Raw genomic sequence first — 17,835 nt, 5'->3', positions numbered from 1 at the left:
TCTTACTTAGAATATAATTCAAAGGATGCTACTGTGAATACATTTTTGGTTAACGTTTCCGTTGGAACAAATTTGATGTATTTTACTTTTACAACATCGTCAAAAATGATTTGCTGTAAAATCGGATTTGCTTTGATATTTGAAAATTCACCTTCCTTCAAAAGTTCCCATTGCTGTTTATTTTGACTGCTGTAAATTTTGTACTTCGTAGCTGTACCGATTGTTTTACCATCTTGACGAGGTAAGTATCCAAACCCGTTAATCGCTTCTTTCAATTCAAAAACAAATCCTTTCTCATAAGCAGTGACTGTTGCAAAAGTTTCCGCATTATTATCTATTGCTTTTGCCGATTCCGTAAAAGCTGCTGCCGTAAACTGCCTTGCACTTAATTTTTTGAATCCAGTATCCTCAAATTCAAAAGATTCATCAAATTCTTTAAATAAACCAAAATCACTTACTGTAATCGCTACAGGTGCAAATAATTGAATTCGTAGTTCATCCGTTGTAATGGGCTTCGTCAGTTTCATTAATCGATTTGCTCCGATACTGGTAGCTTTAGTGAGCAAGGTCCATTGCCCATTCACTTTCTGCTCAACTAAAACACTATCCAGACGTTGTCCTAATTTAATATTTTCTCTGATCTGGATAATATCAAATGTTTGCGCTGATTTCAATTTAATTTCCAGAGCAGCTTGATGCTCATCATCATTGGTTGCCCAATAGCTATAGCGATCATTATCGATAATATATTTCGTCCCGTATTCTCCAGTTTCATGATCGCGAGTAGTTGTTGCCGTAATCTGCGCATCTTTTGCTAAATTATTTTCAAACGTTTTTTTCACCTTTCTTCCGAAAGCTTCAAGTGATTTCACATCATTTTCATGCAGTTGTCCTGATGGCATCGGTGCCAATCCAAGATTCATATTTGCACCACGGCCTACAGATTTCAGATAGATCTCAAACAGTTCAGTTGGTGTTTTTACTTTCGCATTCTGCTCGGCATGATAAAACCACCCTGGTCGTTGTGGTACATCACATTCCGCAGGAATCCAGTATTTCCCATTTCTTACTCCTGAAGTCAGTGTTTTTTCATTTACCAATCCAGGAACTGCTTTTTTCCCATCAAGGCCTTCCGGCGTAAATGTAGCCCATGAGGTTTCTCCCGCAAATCCACTTTCATTTCCTACCCAACGCATATCTGGACCAACATCACTAAAAATCATGGCCATCGGTTGCAGTTTACGAACGATTGGCCAAGTTTTCTCCTCCCACGCATAATAGGTGTTGCGGTCAATCGTCCTTTTCTCTTTTAAACCTCCATAATAACCATCTCCACCATTGGCGCCATCATGCCAAGAGGTAAACAATTCACCATAATTAGACATTAACTCAGTCAATTGCGCCCGGTATGCATCAGCATAAGCGGCTGTTCCATATCTGGTATCATTTCGATCCCAAGCAGAAAGATAAACACCAAATTTCATGTTGTTTGCATGCGTCGCAGTCATAAAATCTTTAACCATATCCCCTTTTCCTTGTTTCCAGGGAGATGACGCTACACTATAAGTTGTCGTGGCTGTTGGCCATAAACAAAAGCCATCATGATGTTTTGCAACAGAGATGAGCCCTTTAAAGCCCCCAGAAGCCGCTGCCTTAGCAATTTGATTAGCATCAAAATTTGTAGGATTAAAGATAGCAGGATCTGCGTCACCATATCCCCACTCCTTATTTTGGAAGGTAGTTGGTGTATAATGTATTAAACAATACATATCCATTTCATGCCATTTCAACTGCCGTTCGGAAGGAAGTGCTCCATAAGGTTTTGGTGGATTTACCGGTTCAGATAGCAAAAAACTACCATTTACCCAGAGAAGACTAGAGAATAGAAAAGTAAACATATAATTAGATAAAGGTTTTAAGGTTTAAATATAGTTTAATTTTAGGGTATTAAAAATCTAACAAAATCATTTTCCTCAAGCAATCGATTGATTATATTTATATTACATATACAAAATAGTCATCACTAATCTTGATAAGGCATCAAGATTATCAATAAGATAAGCTCATTCATTTCATTTAAATTTGTTGTAGAACAATAGGGGAAAACTCATAAATTTTTTAAAAATGGAAGACAATAGAAACAAAAAAATTACAACAGCATCGGGCGCTCCTGTTGTAAACTACGAAGACACGATGACAATTGGCCCAAGAGGTCCGGTGCTATTACAAGATTATTTCCTCCATGAAAAACTGGCTCATTTCAACCGAGAACGTATTCCGGAACGTATTGTACATGCTAAGGGTTCTGGTGCCTATGGTACCTTCACGGTAACCAATGATATTTCGAAATACACAAGAGCAAAACTCTTTAATGGTATTGGAAAGCAAACAAAATTATTCATTCGCTTTTCAACTGTCGGAGGAGAAAGAGGTTCGGCAGATTCCGAACGTGATCCACGCGGATTTGCTGTTAAATTTTATACCGAAGATGGAAACTACGACTTGGTCGGTAATAACACGCCAGTCTTCTTTATCAAGGATGCTAAAAAATTTCCTGATTTTATTCACACTCAAAAGAGAGATCCTCATACTAACTGTAAATCGGCAACCATGGTCTGGGACTTCTGGTCACTCAATCCCGAATCATTGCACCAAGTAACGACTTTGATGTCCGATCGTGGAACGCCATTTGGATTCAGACATATGCACGGTTATGGAAGTCATACGTACTCTATGATCAACGCGCAAAATGAACGTGTCTATATCAAATACCACTTCAGAACACAACAAGGAATAAAAAATTTGACAGGTGCAGAAGCTGATGAAATGCGCGCTAAAGATATGGATTATGCACAACGTGATTTACATACAGCTATTGCGAAGGGTGATTTTCCGAAATGGAAGCTTTATATCCAAGTCATGACAGAATCGGAGACTAAAACGTTCCGTTGGAATCCATTTGACTTAACAAAAGTATGGTCACAGAAAGAATATCCTCTCATCGAGGTTGGTGAAATGGAATTAAATCAAAACCCAGATAATTACTTCGCTCATGTAGAACAAGTGGCTTTTGCTCCGGCACATATTGTAGATGGAATTGGATTCTCACCAGATAAAATGCTACAGGGACGTATATTATCTTACCCTGATGCTCAACGTTATCGTCTAGGGGGAAATTATGAACAGATTCCTGTGAACAGATGTCCTTTTATGACTAATAATTATCAACGTGATGGTCAGATGACTGTCAATGGGAATCAAGGGGCAGCTCCAAATTATTATCCAAATAGTTTTGATGGTCATTACGAAGACCAATCCTACAAGGAACCTGCATTGCAAGTAGATAGCCTAGTGGCTGATAATTATGACCGCAACGCTCCTGGTGAGGATGATCATTATACCCAGCCAGGTGATTTATACCGTTTATTGGATGCTGGACAGAAAGAACATCTCATTCAAAATATAGTAGGTGCTATGTCCGGAATTGAAGGACCAAAACGAGATGAAATTGTTATGCGACAACTGTGCCATTGGTTTAGAGCCGACATGAATTTAGGACTAGGAGTTGCTAAAGGATTAGGATTCTCTATGGATGAAATGGCGAAACATATGCCTCAAAAATAAAAAATCATTCGGCAATAATAAAAAGAGCGGAAATGTACCCATACACTTCCGCTCTTTTTATACCTTCGCAATACATCATAAACTATGATAATTATCAAAATTTAAAGCTTCACATCTACCTATACCACACTTATCCTAGCTTTTTAATAGTACTTATTCAGAATCGAATCAATATTGACAAAACTAAATGAATCGCATTACAATCGATTTAACTGTATGATAGGCTGTTATTTGAGATTGGAATCTTATAAATTTACAAAACCTAAGTTGTTCTACTGATTATTTTTTACGCAAAATTATTTGATAAAATATAAAAAATAAAATTTACAACTTGTACCTTTACCTCATCATGAACAAAGATCAATCTAAAATCATCCGCGAACAAGCCGATCGTTCTGCAACACGTGAGCATTCGGTGCCCCTATATCTTACTTCTAGTTTTATCTTTGATAGCGCAGAACAGGGAAGAGCTATTTTTGCTGATGAAGAGCAAGGAATGATATACTCCCGCTATGCCAATCCAAATACTTCAGAGCTTATTAACAAAGTTTGTATCCTAGAGGAAGCAGAAGCTGGGCTGTCCTTCTCTTCGGGTATGGCAGCAGTCTTTGCCTCTTTTGCAGGTATTGTTGAAAGTGGTGACCATATTGTTTCGTCACGCGCTATTTTTGGTTCAACTCACCAACTATTTACGCAACTATTCCCTCGTTGGGGAGTAACAACAACGTATGTTGATGCGGTCGATCCCGAAGAATGGGAAAAAGCCATTCAGCCGAATACAAAAATTATTTTCCTGGAATCACCTTCTAACCCTGGTCTGGAATTAGTAGATCTGGAATGGTTAGGTTCTTTAAAGAAAAAATATCCTAATATTATTTTAGCCATTGACAACTGCTTTGCAACACCTTATCTTCAAAAACCATTAAAGTATGGTTTTGATTTGTCAATTCATTCTGCTACAAAATATATGGACGGTCAGGGTCGTGTCCTTGGTGGATTAGTTGTAGGTAAACAGGAATTGATCGACAAATTAATGTTTTTCATTCGCCATACTGGTCCTTCCTTATCTCCTTTTAATGCTTGGGTCATCTCTAAAAGCTTAGATACACTGGGCTTACGTATGGATAGACATTGCAGCAACGCATTAGCATTAGCAACAGTTTTGGAAACAAACGAAGAAATTGAAGATGTTAAATATCCATTTCTTCCTTCCCATCCGCAATATGAGCTTGCAAAAAAACAGATGAAGGCCGGTGGTGGTATTGTCACTTTTGTTGTTAAAGGTGGAAAAGAGCGAGCTTTCCGTTTCTTAGACGAATTAAATATGATTTTATATACTTCTAATTTAGGGGATGCAAGATCAATCGCTACCCATCCTGCTTCTACAACGCATTCGAAATTAACAGAAGATGAACGTCTAAACCTTGGTATTCAACCGGGTAGTGTGCGTCTATCGGTTGGTTTAGAAGATCAGGAAGATATTATCCAGGATATCTTACAGGCATTGGAAAAAACTAAATAAAAAAAATAGAGCCATCTCCAAGAAGATGGCTCTATTCTTTATTTATGATCTGCTTATTTCAAAGATGCCAATGCAGCTTCGTAATTTGGCTCTTCTGTCACTTCCGCAACTTGCTCTTCATATAAAACTTTACCGTTTTCATCCAATGTAATGACTACACGGCTCAATAAACCCGCTAAAGGGCCATCGGAAAAACGCAATTGATATGCATCTGAAAAATTACTGTCTTTATATTCCGACAATGTAACCACATTATTCAAACCTTCCGCTGCACAAAAACGTCCTTGAGCAAATGGTAAATCTTTGGAAATACATAACACCACTGTATTTTCTAATCCTGACGCTGCTTTATTGAAAGCACGAACAGATGCTGCACAGGTACCTGTATCTACACTTGGGAAAATATTTAAAACTACTTTCTTTCCTTTATAATCTGCTAATGATTTATCAGATAAATCACCTGCTGTCAATTTAAAATCTGGAGCTTGATTTCCTACTGCTGGTAAATTTCCAACCGTATTAACTGCTCCACCTTTGAATGCTACTGTTGCCATAATTATTTTTTTTAGCAATTTAATGATTTCCTGTTAATCTTACTACAAAAATCACATTTATTAACACACATTCTTTCAAAATAAATATTTATCAATTTTCGCCAAAATAATATCGAAAAGCCACAAAAATTTACTATGTTAGCATTGTAATTCAAACACAAACGATAAACCAAATTTGATGTATATGAAGAAGTTACTAATTACCTTGCTTTGTGTATCGCCGTCTTTACTTTTAGCACAGGGATCTCAAGTCAATCTTCAGAGTCCAAAATCTGTCGGTATGGGTGGTGCAGGTTCTGCCTACTTTATAGATGAATCTTCCATCTTTTATAGCCCAGGAGCACTTTCAAAAATGAGCCACAATGCGGTTTCTGTAAACGGAAATGGTGTTATGTTTAAATCTGCTTTTCAAGCAACAGGAAGTTCTGTGGTGGATCATACTAAAAATCAGATAACGCCACCTTTTTCTGTTTTTGCCACAGTAGGACCTAAAAATACGTGGTGGAAAGCGGGTATAGGAATATATACACCTTATGGAGGTGCAGTAGACTGGGGCACTGAATGGACAGGTAAATACAGTTTAGTTAGTTTGTCGTTACGCGCCATATACATCCAACCTACCGTCAGTGTCAAATTAACGGACAACTTCAGCATCGGTGGGGGTTTTGTGTATAACATTGGTTCTGTGGATTTACAAAGTGCTGTTCCCGTTTATTTCCAAGATGGGTCATCAGGGTTGGCTGAATTAAAAGGAACCGGTACTGGAACAGGATATAATGTCGGTGTTCACTACAACTTAAATGAAGAATTTGCCATTTCTATGAGCTACCGATCTAAAGTTGTTACGAAATTAAAAGATGGAGATGCTAAATTCACAGTACCTGAAGCGGCGCAAGGAACATTTCCACCAGATAGTAAATTTAGCGCCGAACTTCCACTCCCATCTACTTTTGCTGTTGGTGTAACATTCCCGATCAGTGACAAAGTGAAAATGGCTGTGGATGGAACGGTGATCAATTACGATATTTATAAAGAACTAAACTTTGATTATAGTGGTGCAAATACTCCTGACACGCATTCCCCTAAGAATTATACAAAAGCAGGTTCTATTAAAGCGGGTATCGAATACTTGCCATCAGAGAAATTGCAACTCCGTATCGGTGGCGGTTATATCGCAACGCCTGTGAGTAAAGATTATGTCTATCCAGAAACTCCAGATAACAACCGTGTACTGATCGCTGGCGGTTTCACATACAAAATGAATCAGAAGTTTGATCTAACAGGCTCTTTTGCATACCAGAGAATATTACCTCGCGAAGCAAATAATGTAGACAGCCATTTATCAGGAACGTATACGACGAATATTTACGCACCAGGTATTGGATTGACGTACAAATTTTAAGCATTTATATTAAAAATGTTATTATCATGAACAGAAGAAATTTATATATAGGAGTTGCATTGGCGATACTGAGTATCACAGCATGTAAACCATCTCTCGACGAATTCACACCTTCAGCAGGAACAAAAGCTGACTTTAGTAAATATATTGCCATTGGAAATTCTCTTTCTGCAGGATTCGCTGATGGGGGACTATATCTTGATGGCCAAAAAGTAGCTTTTCCATTGCTCATCTCAGAACAACTTCAAAAAGTAGGCGGAGGCGAGTTCAAATCTCCATTTTTTAGCGAGGAGCAGTCCAATGGATCGGGCTATATTCGTCTTAAAGCATTGGTCAATGGCCAACCAGTAACAGAACAGGTTACAGACAAATTAGCTTACCGCTCCGCTAGTCCAAAATTATTAACGAAATTTACTGATCCGATCAATAATTTAGGGGTACCGGGTATGCGTATGGATATGGCTTTTGCACCTGGCATAGGAACAGCAGCTGGAAATATGTACTTCGAACGTCTATTACCAGAAGGCACTCCACCAACAATGAATTATTTCACTTATTCTACGTCACAAAATCATACGTTCTTTACATTTTCATTGGGAAATAATGATGTATTGGGGTATGCAACCAATGGAGCTGTTAATGAAGGTCCAACGACAACATTAACCTCTACAGCACTGTTCAATACCCTATTGAATAATTATGTAACAACATTAACAGCAAAAGGGCAAAAAGGTGTGTTAGCAACGATCCCTGATGTAACATCCGTGCCTTATTTTACAACAGTAACACGTCAAGCGCTTCTAGCGGCAGTAAATGCCGCAAGTACAACCAAAGTGACTGATATTTACATCGCAACTAAGACGGGCCCGCGAGCTGCTACGGATCAGGATTTCTTTGTCCTCCCTTTTTCATCGGCAGGTTTATTGGGTGTTCCAAATGTAAACAAAATACCTTACGGATTACACCCGCTCAATCCTGTTGAGGACAAATATGTTTTAGATACAAAAGAAGCTGCAGAAGTGGTAGTGCGTGTCAATGATTTCAATAAATCAATTAAATCGATCGCCGCGTCTAAAGGCTTAGCTGTCGCAGACGTCAATGCATTTTTAACAGCTGTTAAAAATGGCATCCGCATCGATGGTCTATCGGTAAGTGCGAAATATATCACTGGAAATGGGTTTTCATTGGACGGAATACATTTGACGCCTATTGGAAATGCATTAATGGCAAATGTATTTATTGAAGCCATCAATAAAACGTACGGTGCTCAAGTTCCGAGGTTAAATATATCTGATTATAGAGGTGTGAAACTTCCATAAAAATATTAATAAATGGTTTGGTAAAAGGGTGTATCATAATTATGATCACCCTTTTTATATTTATCCTCAATTAGATGTGTTTAGGGTAATAAGTATATCTTATTATGTATATAACCGCTTTGTAAGAAAAAAGTAATAACAAGTCATGTTATTTACGTGTCAGCGCAATTATATTGTTAATGAAAGCAAATTTCATTAAATTTGTATATACAAGGAGATTCAATCATGAAAGTAACACTAAATCGTCAAAATAAAGCAGTTCACTTTGAAGCAGCAAGCGAACTATCCAATGTAAAAGTAAATATTGATGGTTCAGAAGCTATTGGTGGTGAAGGCAAAGGAGTTCGCCCGATGGAATTAGTCTTAATGGCACTAGGCTCATGTAGTGTATTTGATCTTTCTTCTATTTTGACGAAACAGCGTCAGGAAATTGAAGATATACAAGTTGAGGTTGAGGGAAAACGCCGCGAGGAAATTCCAAATATCTTTACAGATATCCACATTAGCTTTTATCTAAAAGGTGCTATTGATGAAATTAAAGCTCAAAAGGCAGCAGAATTGGCGGTCAAAAAATACTGTTCGGTACATGATATGCTTGCCGCAGGTGGTATCAATATCACCTATTCACTCAAAATCAATTAATAATAGTGGAATGCTTAGCTCATAATCTGAACTTACGCATTGTAAAATAAAAACATACAAAAACCAGATAACTATTGCTATCTGGTTTTTGTATTTTAATATTATGCTCGCGAATTACAACCTCCCCTGCTCTTCCGTCTTTTTAGGTACAATGGAATTATTCTTTATCTTCTGATTGCCAAAATGATAGCGTAATGTTATATTGACTTTGCGTGTATCTCGATAATCGTTATAGTAATTATTTTGGTCCGCATATTTTGAAGATACCCTTTGTCTTTCCGATTTAAAAATATCCATAAAAGAAAGATTGACTTCAAACCGTTTACCAAAAAACTTACGGCTCGTGATCAGATAGGTACTAGAATAACCTGTGATCTTAAAAGGTCCCTGTATGGTAGGCGACTCAAAGGTGTTTCCAAGCTCAAGGTTCCAGTCGCTTTCTTTATTCAGCACGAAAATTGAACTAAAATTTCCATTGGCCATCCACACTCGATTACGATACAATTGCATATCGCTACCTTGATAATTATTGACATTGTACATCCCTTCCAGTTGTGCGTTTAAACTCCAATTTTTCAATAATTGAAAACTTTTACCCAAATCTACACCTGCTCCCTGCCCGTTTCGAATATTCGTGTAATGATAGATCAATTGATGATTTATATTATCTTGAATAGCAATCTCCATGGACGGCCATTGCTCATATCGATAAAATAAATCTACATTCCATTCTTTTTTCGTTAACGTAATATTGAGATTATGAATAATTGTAGCCTTCAACCGCGGATCTCCCTGAAAATAAGAAAAAAGATTATAATAGGACTTCGCCGGGTTTAACCACGAATAAGCAGGTCTGCTGATACGCTTACCGTAAGAAACCCCCCATTGGTATTCCTGATCTGTTTGGTACTGAGCATAGAAGGTTGGAAAGAGTACCCAATAATTTTGATTATTCCGGTCTTCCGGTTCTGAGACGACTCCTTCCAATGCCGTATTTTCAAGACGCAAACCTCCTTTCCAGCTCCATTTTCGCCATTTATATGCTATTGATCCATATACAGCCGCCTGCTGTTCATCGTAATCAAAAATATTACTCTTATCTGATCGAGGCTCAAAACTTCCTGAAGCATCATCTGAAAACATTAAGGTACTTTTCGTTTTCACAGCACTAAACTTACCTCCAAACTCAATGGCAATATTATTCATATTTACAGAAAGATCGAGCTGTGTTGTGAATAATTGGTTCTGTGTAGCATTGTCACTCAGAAAGCGCGTACTTTTAGGATCTTGATTCTTAAATTGTAGATCTGTCCATACATCCTGTAGATTAGATTTACGATTTGTTGTAAAATAGGAAGACCAATTTGCATTCCAGTTGGAATTTATTTTTTTATTAACCTGCAAGTAATAGTTATTGGTTTTACGCGATTCGATATGATCGTTCTGTGTTAAATAAGAAGACTCCAGTAACCTATCCTTATTATAGATGGAAGTCGGTACTTGATATAATCCTGTTGATTTTGGTCCATAATATCCGTTTAGACCGACGGCAATATTCCAGATACTATCCGGCGTGTAGTCGAGCGAAAACACATAACTGTTTTGACTATTATTTTTATCAACACGGGTCATAACACTTTCCCAGGAAGTTTCATCTTTGGGGTAGTAAACAAAATCTGTCCCATAGCGCGCATATGTCCCTCTTCCAAAATTATAAGTGGCGCGAACATTAACTTTTTCATTTTTATAGTATTGGGTCAGTCCAAATAGTTGCTTACCATAATTACTTTGCTCTGCCAATGCCAGTAGCGTACCTCTGTACCCAAATAGTTGCGATTTATTGAGTTTTATATTAATAATAGTACTTCCCTCCGCTTCATATTTTGCAGGTGGACTTGTAATGACCTCAATAGATTGAACATCCGATCCTGCTGTATTTTCGAGTAACGTTTTTAGTTCTTCCCCGCTCATCATCAGTTTTCTTTCATTAATCATGACAACTACTTTTTTGTCTCCACGTACAGTTATACTACTTCCACTTACCATAACCATAGGTGTCCGTTTTAAAATATCCCAACTGTTCAATCCGGATAGGTTACTTCCTTGCACATTAAACTCTAAACGATCAATTTTTCGAGTAACCCTTGGTCTTTTACCGGTTACTTGCGCTTCTTCCAATTTCGACTCATTAGGACTTAACTTTATTAATAATGGAACTTGTAAGGTATCTGATCGAAAATTCAATTCTCGGCTCTGATAATTTAAATGGGATATTGCCATACGATATAGCCGGTTGTCTTCTATTACAAAATCAAACCTACCGGCAGTGTCGAGACTTAATGTGTGGATGGGTTTACTTATACTGTCCAATAAAATGACAGTTGCTCCTTTCAAAGGAATTTCGTTTTGATCGCACACACTACCGGATAAACGCTTCCCTTGAGCCTGTCCAAGAAAAGGTAATAATAATAGAATAATTAGATACTTCATACTTGATTAAATTGCTGCTACAAAGTAGCCTCAAGTAGTGGAGAGCGATGGTTAATAAAGAGTTAATGGTAGGTTAAGGTTCCATTTATTCAAAATCGCAACCTATATTTGTATATGGAACTTAAGTCTAAAAACTATATTTATTTTTTCACGATCCTCTTTGTTATCCTTATGGGCATTCAATCCTATTTGCTCTTGAATTCTTTTCAATTGAAGAAAAGGGAGATATATTCGCTAACAAAAGAGAAACTAGGAAAAATAGATGAGACTGACGCTCTATTCGACAATGATCTCCTTAATAATCAAGACGCAACTTCTTACTACATACAACTAGCTCAGAAAAAAATTACGCTTGCAACGCTGGAAAGCAGTTATGCTGATAAAGTAAATAAAACTGAGAAAGCGTTGACACATTATGTAGATAGTCTTTTTTCCCCATTAGGTTTTCAGGTAAGATTACAAAAAGAGATTCTGCAAATCACCTTTCAAAACGCTCAAGAAAAACTGATCAAAAAACCAATAATTGTCTATAAAACAAGTGGTGAGATGACGCATCCATTGGAGTTATCTTCTGGAACCTGGTCTACTGAAAAAACTGTTAAACAGTTAACGAAAGAACAGTCAACAATCACTGCTGAGCAGGAAGATAAACAGTACAGTTTTCTTGTTCTTCGAAGATCAACGTTTGAGGTGGTCAATATCAACTGGATTGTTTTTAAGGAGTTAGCATTCCTACTCTTCAATTCAACATTGATTCTATTGGCTTTATTATTCTTATTTTATCGAACATATCAGAATTTAAAACAGCAACAGAGAAAGATTAGTCAGTTGCATGATGCCGTTGACAATATTTCGCATGAACTAAAAACGCCCATTGCAACGCTTAAAGTAGCTTTAAAAACAATTCAAAAACAACCTGATCCTACCATTCTAGCCGTTATGGAACGTCAAGTGGAACGTCTGGAAAACACTTTACAACCTTTGCATGAAAGTGACAAAACAGATGCAGACATCCCCATTACCTTTGATCAAGTGAAGATGATACTTGCTGATTTTAAACTTGCTCATCCTCATATAAAATTTGATATAAATGAGTTTTCAACAATCGAAATACCAATTAACGAATCCGATTTTACGACCATTATTGTCAATCTTATGAATAACAGCATCAAGTATGGTGCTTCTCATCTGAGTGTATCAATTTCCACGAACAAGAATTTATTTGAAATCCAAGTACGTGATAATGGGATAGGAATGGCTTTAAAAGAAATTCCTCATATCTTTGAGAAATTCTACCGCATACAAAAAAATAATATCCATGATAGCAAGGGTTTAGGACTAGGATTATATCTTGTCAATACGATTGTAGGGCGTCATCAAGGCAAAATAGACGTTACTAGCAAAATCAATATAGGAACTACTTTTAATATTATAATTCCCCATGAATAAACTTTTGTTAATTGAAGACGATGCTGATTTCGGATTTATGTTGCAGCATTATTTACAGCTTTCCGGATATGATGTGCACTGGATGCAAAGCCCAGCGGAATTACTGCTTGCTGAAAATATACTTCCTTACGATCTATTAATTTTGGATGTAATGTTACCCGTTAAAAGCGGTTTCACATTAGCGCAGGAGATCAAAGAATACTATCCTGAAGTCCCTTTTATTTTCCTAACCGCCAAAGAACAAAAAATAGATAAAATAACAGGTTTAAAAATTGGCGCTGACGATTACCTAACAAAACCCTGTGATCCAGAGGAATTAGTATTACGAATCCAAAATATCCTAAAGCGTAATAAAAAAACTGATCAGATCACATCAATTACCCTTGGTAGTTATCAATTTTTCCCTCAGCGATTACTCCTCACTCATCCACTGGAACAATTTAAACTAACAGAAAGAGAAGCGAAGCTCTTACAGTTTCTATGTCAACGCAATGGTTCTCTTGTGACAAGGGAAGAAATCTTACAGCAAGTCTGGGGTAACAGTGACTTTTTTAATGGCCGCAGCATGGATGTTTTCATTACGAGATTACGCAAGTACCTCAAACATGATTTAAATCTACACATTACTTCTTCAAGAGGTGTAGGCTTTAACATTTCCTTTTAAGTATGCGCGCTTGGTACTTATATCGTGATATTAGGTATCTAAACTATCTTCTCTTTTTTGCCATAATTTTTCTGCCCAACGACCAACAAACCAGAATGATACTGCCAAAATAAGAAAAAAGATTGCACGATTGATATTATCCCAAAGGTATTCTACATATCTTGTGTAGACATTCAATACAAAAAATACAAAACCAATTTCTCTTGTTGTATTGTCTTTCATCTTCAGTCCATAGATAACGAGACCTGCGGCTACTGCTGTCGACAACAGACCCCAATAAAAGATGTGGTACTGTCTTACTAAAGTCCATTCATAGAAATCTGAATAATTACCAAAAATAGAAAGAGACCACAATGAAATCATTAAGTATAGTAAGCCAATGAGGTAGCTTAGCGGTTGAAATTCTATCAGTTTTTTGAACCGTGGCTGCACATAAACAGCAATTAATGTCAGCATTAGTCCAAAAATAGTAAAACGTAGTGGGTAATTCATTCCCCAGAACTTAAATCCCCAATCACTATGATATGCTGTTTCGGTCGCAAACCAGATTCCTAATGCAACAAGCATAAATACCCATATGAGCTTAGATTTTAAGCGGTTCGCGAGATATCCGTATATGAGGACTGATAATAGAAATAGTAAAGAATAGTGCATACTATTCTTATCCAATACCTTTCCTAAAAATCCGATGCATGCTGCTGTCGAAAAAACACCTATCAACATCATGGTTTCAATAGAAAGATTTTTATTAGGAAATTTTGTTTTGTAACGAAAGCCGAGGGTATAAAACAATACAGCTAAAGCACCAAAAAAGAGACAGAATAAAATATTGGGCGCTTCGTACAGTGTATCTACAAATTTGAGAAATGCAGTATCAGTCATTAAAGAAAAAACTGCAAATACCAAAGATGCTAAGGCAACCCAAAATGCATACCGTGCTAGGCGCTTCCAATCAAAGCTTTTGACATCAATGCTATCGACCATAGCTTTTGCTGTCGATGCATCAATTACATTTTCCTTTTCCCAAAATTGTATTGCTTCTTCTAAGGATTCTTTTTCTTGTTTAGTAACGTCTAATTTCTTCATATAACTTTTGTGGTTGCAAAATACAAATTATACCTTTCACTTAGGGTATAGATTTGCAATAGCGTGACAATAATAAAGAGGTGAGCACTCTTAAAGTTCATTAAAAATAAGTAATTTTGCATGTTTGCAGAAATTCATCTGCGTTTGGAAGAAAACAGCGGTTACATGACAAAGAAAATCACACCTGATTTAGGTGAACAAAGTGAAGTTCAAGTATTTGGAGCACGTGTACATAACCTCAAAAATATTGACATTTCATTTCCTCGAAACGAATTGGTTGTTATTACAGGATTAAGTGGCAGTGGTAAATCGTCATTAGCTTTTGACACCATATACGCGGAAGGCCAAAGACGTTACATGGAAACATTTAGCGCTTATAGCCGTCAGTTTTTAGGTGGTATGGAACGACCGGATGTAGATAAAATTTCTGGTTTGAGTCCTGTGATTTCTATTGAACAAAAAACAACAAGCAAAAATCCGCGTTCTACTGTCGGCACCATCACTGAGGTGTATGATTTTATGCGTTTGCTATTTGCTCGCGCAAGTGAAGCATTTTCTTATGTTACAGGCAATCGCATGCAACGCATGTCTGACGACCAGATTGTTGATCGTATTTTAACCGATTTTGATGGACAGGCTTTGAATATTTTAGCTCCCGTGATCAAAGGGCGTAAAGGTCATTACCGTGAGTTGTTTGAGCAAATCCGTAAACAGGGTTATGTTAAAGTCCGTGTAGATGGAGAAATCGTAGATTTAACGCCTAAAATGCAGGTAGACCGCTATAAAATACACGATATTGAAATTGTGATCGACCGCTTAAAGGTTACTGCCGACGATAAAAAAAGGTTGCAAACATCTGTTATGCAAGCGATGAAGACAGCAAAAGGAATTATTAAGGTAGCCAATCAAGAAAATGTCGAGCAATTTTTCAGCCGCTATCTCATGGATGCCGAATCAGGTATTTCTTACGATGAACCGCAGCCTAATACGTTTTCATTTAACTCCCCATACGGTGCCTGTCCAAAATGTGATGGCCTAGGATATATTTTTGAAATTGACAAAAACACCGTTATCCCTGATGGAAAATTAAGCATTCAAAAAGGAGGCTTAGCTCCCTTAGGACCTGCAAAGGAGACCTGGAACTTCCAAGTGTTGAAAGCTGTGGCTAAAAAACTTGATTTTTCTTTGACAACACCGCTAGAGAAGTTGACAGAAGAGCAAATCGACACGTTACTATTTGGTGCTGAGGAGCCTATTTCAGTTGCTGTTTCCTACGGCAGTTACGATGTACGTGATTACCGCATTGAGTTTTCTGGTATTTTCAAAATGCTAGAGGAGCAGTCTGGCAAATCTAGTGATGATATGTCTTCTTTAGATGATTTCAGATCAAAGATTGTATGTCCAACTTGTCAAGGTGCAAGACTTAAAAAGGAATCACTTCATTTTAAATTTGCCGGTAAAAACATTTATGAACTGGCACATATGGATATTAAATCGCTATATGAATGGTTCTCAAATGTAAACGCTTCTTTAGATGAACGTCAACAGATCATTGCTACCGAAATATTAAAAGAAATACAATCACGTCTAGGTTTCTTACTGGATGTCGGTTTAAATTACCTGACTATAGATCGTTCTTCTAAATCGCTATCTGGTGGTGAAGCGCAACGTATCCGACTTGCGACACAAATAGGTTCCCAACTTGTCAATGTTTTATACATCTTGGATGAGCCGAGCATCGGTCTCCACCAGAGAGATAATGAGCGTCTGATCAATTCTCTAAAAAATTTACGTGATATCGGCAATTCGGTACTGGTTGTTGAACATGATAAAGACATGATCTTAAATGCAGACTATGTTATTGATATGGGACCTGCCGCGGGTGTCAATGGTGGTCAAGTGGTCGCTGAAGGGAAACCGAAAGATATCCTGAAATCAAAATCACTAACTGCAGCTTATTTAAATGGGAAAAAAGAGGTTGCGATTCCTTCAGAACGAAGAGCTGGAAACGGAAAAACATTATCTTTAAAAGGTGCAACAGGAAATAACTTAAAAAATGTTTCTGTTGATTTTCCACTTGGAAAATTAATTCTTGTCTCGGGTGTTTCGGGTTCTGGTAAATCAAGTTTGATTACTGGTACGTTATATCCGATTCTAAATAAACATTTTTTCCGTGCAAAAGGTATTCCACTTCCTTACAAAAGTATCGAAGGTCTGGAGCATGTCGATAAGGTCATTGAAATAGACCAAAGTCCGATCGGTCGTACGCCAAGATCAAACCCTTCTACTTATACGGGTGTATTTTCAGATATCAGAACTTTATTTGTCCAACTTCCTGAAGCGAAAATAAGGGGTTATAAACCGGGACGTTTTTCATTTAATGTGAAAGGCGGTCGTTGTGAAACTTGTCAAGGAGGTGGAATGAAGGTTGTGGAAATGAATTTCCTTCCTGATGTCCAGGTTCCTTGTGAAACATGTCATGGAAAACGTTATAACAGAGAAACTTTGGAGGTTCGCTTCAGAAGTAAATCCATCTCAGATATCCTGGATATGAGTGTTGATGAGGCAGTCATTTTCTTTGAAAATATTCCTTCCATCTATCGTAAGATTAAAACATTACAGGATGTTGGCTTGGGTTATATTACATTGGGACAGTCTTCAACAACATTATCGGGCGGGGAAGCACAACGGATTAAATTGGCGACAGAGCTTTCCAAGAAAGACACCGGAAATACATTTTATATCTTAGATGAGCCGACAACGGGTTTGCATTTTGAGGATGTTAATGTATTGATGGGCGTAATCAACCGATTAGTTGACCGTGGTAACACGATCTTAATCATCGAACATAATCTCGATGTTATTAAATGTGCTGATTGGGTGATTGACATTGGCCCTGAAGGTGGTAAAGAAGGCGGTAATGTCTTATTTGCAGGTGTACCTGAAGAGTTAATCAAAAATAAAAAGAGCGAAACGGCTCGATTCCTTAAACTGGAAATGCAATAACGAACAGTTAGATTTGATACGTAAGTATTACGTATCAAATCTAACTCATGAAAGTTAATAAGTAATGTAATTTATAC

Annotated in this window: 12 protein-coding genes; 8 read left to right on the top strand and 4 right to left on the bottom strand. The window is 37.3% G+C overall.

What is annotated here, in order from left to right; genetic code table 11:
- Positions 1-2: 2 nt before the first annotated feature.
- Positions 3-1,898, bottom strand: coding sequence for an alpha-L-fucosidase (locus WH188_RS13340; protein WP_132769253.1), 1,896 nt, complete (start codon positions 1,896-1,898; stop codon positions 3-5).
- A 226-nt stretch (positions 1,899-2,124) separates the two neighbouring features.
- On the opposite strand from WH188_RS13340, the gene WH188_RS13335 reads away from it, so the two are divergent.
- Both WH188_RS13335 and WH188_RS13330 read left to right on the top strand, forming a co-directional pair.
- Positions 2,125-3,624: a catalase gene (locus WH188_RS13335; protein ID WP_132769255.1), complete on the top strand. Its 1,500-nt coding sequence runs from the start codon at positions 2,125-2,127 to the stop codon at positions 3,622-3,624.
- 349 nt (positions 3,625-3,973) lie between these two features.
- A complete protein-coding gene (locus WH188_RS13330) occupies positions 3,974-5,146 on the top strand; it encodes a trans-sulfuration enzyme family protein (RefSeq protein WP_021188037.1) in 1,173 nt (390 codons plus the stop codon).
- 53 nt (positions 5,147-5,199) lie between these two features.
- Here the strand turns inward: WH188_RS13330 and tpx are convergent, their stop codons facing one another.
- The gene (tpx, locus tag WH188_RS13325; RefSeq protein ID WP_132769257.1) at positions 5,200-5,700 is read right to left on the bottom strand and encodes a thiol peroxidase; all 501 of its coding nucleotides are present in this window, start codon (positions 5,698-5,700) and stop codon (positions 5,200-5,202) included.
- A gap of 184 nt (positions 5,701-5,884) precedes the next feature.
- Between tpx and WH188_RS13320 the strand changes: the two genes are divergently transcribed.
- The 3 genes from WH188_RS13320 to WH188_RS13310 all read left to right on the top strand — a co-directional run bounded on the left by WH188_RS13320 (position 5,885) and on the right by WH188_RS13310 (position 9,063).
- Positions 5,885-7,102, top strand: a complete 1,218-nt coding sequence (locus WH188_RS13320; RefSeq protein WP_132841032.1) for an OmpP1/FadL family transporter — start codon at positions 5,885-5,887, stop codon at positions 7,100-7,102.
- 26 nt (positions 7,103-7,128) lie between these two features.
- Positions 7,129-8,421, top strand: a complete 1,293-nt coding sequence (locus WH188_RS13315; protein ID WP_132769260.1) for a G-D-S-L family lipolytic protein — start codon at positions 7,129-7,131, stop codon at positions 8,419-8,421.
- Between the two features lie 225 nt (positions 8,422-8,646).
- Positions 8,647-9,063, top strand: a complete 417-nt coding sequence (locus WH188_RS13310) for an OsmC family protein (protein WP_031287012.1) — start codon at positions 8,647-8,649, stop codon at positions 9,061-9,063.
- A gap of 114 nt (positions 9,064-9,177) precedes the next feature.
- On the opposite strand, the gene WH188_RS13305 is transcribed toward WH188_RS13310, so the two are convergent.
- Complete coding sequence (locus WH188_RS13305) at positions 9,178-11,553, bottom strand: outer membrane beta-barrel family protein (protein WP_168127605.1); 2,376 nt, start codon at positions 11,551-11,553, stop codon at positions 9,178-9,180.
- A 114-nt stretch (positions 11,554-11,667) separates the two neighbouring features.
- On the opposite strand from WH188_RS13305, the gene WH188_RS13300 reads away from it, so the two are divergent.
- The gene (locus tag WH188_RS13300; protein WP_168127606.1) at positions 11,668-13,002 is read left to right on the top strand and encodes a sensor histidine kinase; all 1,335 of its coding nucleotides are present in this window, start codon (positions 11,668-11,670) and stop codon (positions 13,000-13,002) included.
- The gene (locus WH188_RS13295) at positions 12,995-13,666 is read left to right on the top strand and encodes a response regulator transcription factor (protein WP_132769265.1); all 672 of its coding nucleotides are present in this window, start codon (positions 12,995-12,997) and stop codon (positions 13,664-13,666) included. Before WH188_RS13300 ends, WH188_RS13295 begins: the two co-directional genes overlap by 8 nt.
- 30 nt (positions 13,667-13,696) lie before the next feature.
- Here the strand turns inward: WH188_RS13295 and WH188_RS13290 are convergent, their stop codons facing one another.
- Positions 13,697-14,752, bottom strand: coding sequence for a DUF2157 domain-containing protein (locus WH188_RS13290; RefSeq protein WP_132769267.1), 1,056 nt, complete (start codon positions 14,750-14,752; stop codon positions 13,697-13,699).
- A 165-nt stretch (positions 14,753-14,917) separates the two neighbouring features.
- Between WH188_RS13290 and uvrA the strand changes: the two genes are divergently transcribed.
- The gene (gene uvrA, locus WH188_RS13285; RefSeq protein WP_168127833.1) at positions 14,918-17,758 is read left to right on the top strand and encodes an excinuclease ABC subunit UvrA; all 2,841 of its coding nucleotides are present in this window, start codon (positions 14,918-14,920) and stop codon (positions 17,756-17,758) included.
- Positions 17,759-17,835: the final 77 nt, after the last annotated feature.

Origin of the sequence: Sphingobacterium sp. MYb388, from assembly GCF_037479535.1 — a bacterium.
Lineage (GTDB): Bacteria > Bacteroidota > Bacteroidia > Sphingobacteriales > Sphingobacteriaceae > Sphingobacterium > Sphingobacterium anhuiense.
The sequence above is the reverse complement of the archived record's forward strand: the minus strand, read 5'-3'. Positions and strand labels throughout refer to the sequence as shown.

Coding starts and splice junctions, on each gene's coding strand:
- WH188_RS13295 (WP_132769265.1), top strand. CDS start 12,995: ATGAATAAACTTTTGTTAATTGAAGACGATGCTGATTTCGGATTTATG.
- uvrA (WP_168127833.1), top strand. CDS start 14,918: ATGACAAAGAAAATCACACCTGATTTAGGTGAACAAAGTGAAGTTCAA.
- WH188_RS13335 (WP_132769255.1), top strand. CDS start 2,125: ATGGAAGACAATAGAAACAAAAAAATTACAACAGCATCGGGCGCTCCT.
- WH188_RS13290 (WP_132769267.1), bottom strand. CDS start 14,752: ATGAAGAAATTAGACGTTACTAAACAAGAAAAAGAATCCTTAGAAGAA.
- WH188_RS13300 (WP_168127606.1), top strand. CDS start 11,668: ATGGAACTTAAGTCTAAAAACTATATTTATTTTTTCACGATCCTCTTT.
- WH188_RS13310 (WP_031287012.1), top strand. CDS start 8,647: ATGAAAGTAACACTAAATCGTCAAAATAAAGCAGTTCACTTTGAAGCA.
- WH188_RS13320 (WP_132841032.1), top strand. CDS start 5,885: ATGAAGAAGTTACTAATTACCTTGCTTTGTGTATCGCCGTCTTTACTT.
- WH188_RS13305 (WP_168127605.1), bottom strand. CDS start 11,553: ATGAAGTATCTAATTATTCTATTATTATTACCTTTTCTTGGACAGGCT.
- WH188_RS13330 (WP_021188037.1), top strand. CDS start 3,974: ATGAACAAAGATCAATCTAAAATCATCCGCGAACAAGCCGATCGTTCT.
- WH188_RS13340 (WP_132769253.1), bottom strand. CDS start 1,898: ATGTTTACTTTTCTATTCTCTAGTCTTCTCTGGGTAAATGGTAGTTTT.
- tpx (WP_132769257.1), bottom strand. CDS start 5,700: ATGGCAACAGTAGCATTCAAAGGTGGAGCAGTTAATACGGTTGGAAAT.
- WH188_RS13315 (WP_132769260.1), top strand. CDS start 7,129: ATGAACAGAAGAAATTTATATATAGGAGTTGCATTGGCGATACTGAGT.